The organism is Dietzia sp. UBA5065 (assembly GCA_002415925.1).
Classification (GTDB): Bacteria; Actinomycetota; Actinomycetes; order Mycobacteriales; family Mycobacteriaceae; genus Dietzia.
Genome location: DIAZ01000143.1, coordinates 57579 through 59196 on the forward strand (window position 1 = coordinate 57579; position 1618 = coordinate 59196).

Consider the following 1618-nt stretch of genomic DNA (forward strand, 5'->3'; position numbering starts at 1 on the left):
CGTGTCGTAGCCGCCTGCGCCACGGGACAGGCCCCACGTCGAGGAGTCCATGCGGACCTCGCGGGCGCGCCAGCCGTTGTAGTAGACGCCGTTGTAGGTGAAGTAGGGAGCCCGGCCGGCGGACGCGCGCATTGTGCGCTCGGTCTTGCCGTTGCGGGTGACGGTGACGAGATGGGTGGCGTCGTCGTAGGTGGAGACCACGGCGTCGCCCGTACGGAACGTGTGCTCGCCGCCGCCGGCCCACACGGTGACCGAGGTGTTGGCTGGCCAGAACTCGTGCGGCCGCCACCGCAGCTCGGAGTCGCCGACCCAGTAGAACCTGCCCGCGACGGCCGGCGCGGTACGGACCGACACCGAGGCCTCCGCCCGGGCGCGGTCGGTGATCGGCTGGTCGAAGGTGACCATGATGGGCTGCGCCACCCCCACCGTCTCGTCACGGGTCGGGTACACCGCCGCGACCCCGGTCTCGGCGGTCGGCTTCCGCGGCGAGGCGACGGGGAGGGTGAGGACCGGCGCGGTCAGGCCGGGGAGTGCGGGTGTCCAGATGGGCGTCGTCTCCATGCCGATGGCGCCGGCCGACCCGGAGACGGACTGCGCGGACGCGACGGGGGAGAGTCCGACGACGAGGCCGGCCGTGGCCACCAGGGTCGCGATCGAACGGGTTCGGCGGGACATCGTTCTCCTTCGGCACGCGGACACGACACTGGACCCCATGAGTCACGACAGTAACACCTGCCACTTTGGCCACAGAACCTCGACGGGGGTGGCGGGGTCGATTCCGGGGTCGATTCCCCTGCACTCGCGCCCGCCTCCGCTCGCCCGCGCCGGCCGCCGGACCTCGGGTCGAGGCGCGCGCAAGTGAAGGTAGGTTCGCTAGGAAAGAAGTATTGAGCAATAGTCAACTCGAATCTCCAGATCAAGTTCTTGATTCGGGCGGGCGTGCAACATATTATCGACGCAGTCGCCGATGTTGGGGGATGCGGTGGCGATGAGGGGCTGGTCGTGGATCGCCGCTCGTGGGGGTGCGGGCCGGCCGAGAGGGTGGGAGCGGCGTCGGATGCTGGGGGGCTCCGGCGCCGTTCCCCTTTGCCGATGGACCGGAGACCTCGTCAGTCGAGGATCTGGTTGGCGATCCGGTGGAGACCGGCGAGTGCCCGCGCCTCCGCCTCCGGTGACCGTGGGGTGCCCGGCCTGATCAGCGTGAGGTGCCACAGGTCGCTGTCGGCGACGAGGATCGTATGGACCTCGACGCCGCCACCCGTCGGCGCCGCCACGCAGTCGATGTACGGCGAGCCCAGGTCCGGTCGCACCGGCGCGGGGGCCCCGGGAGCGCCGGCGGCGGCACCCTCCACCGACGACGCGCCCTCGCCGCGGATCCCAGAGCACGCATAGCGGGCCCCGAGCAAGGCCGACTGGCCGGCGAGCGCGGCCCGCGAACCGCCGAGCGGTTTGACGACCCCCACCGCCACGCTGTCGGGCACGTAGTCGGGGTCGGGGTCGGTGTCGGCCGTGGTGGGTGTGGCCGCCGTGGTGGTCGACGTCGCCGTGGTGCCGGTCGCTCCGGCCTCGGTGTCCCCCGATGCAGCCTCCACGCGCTCCGCCTCTTCACGCTCTGCCT

Annotated in this window: 1 protein-coding gene and 1 pseudogene; both read right to left on the reverse strand. The window is 71.6% G+C overall.

All coding sequences use genetic code 11. From position 1 onward, the window contains the following. Positions 1–675 (reverse strand): Ig-like domain-containing protein (locus tag B4M60_RS11905; protein ID WP_291084135.1); only part of this gene is annotated, 675 nt, incomplete at its 3' end. A 434-nt stretch (positions 676–1109) separates the two neighbouring features. Next, positions 1110–1618 (reverse strand): annotated as a pseudogene (locus B4M60_RS11910) (hypothetical protein); the annotation flags it as partial.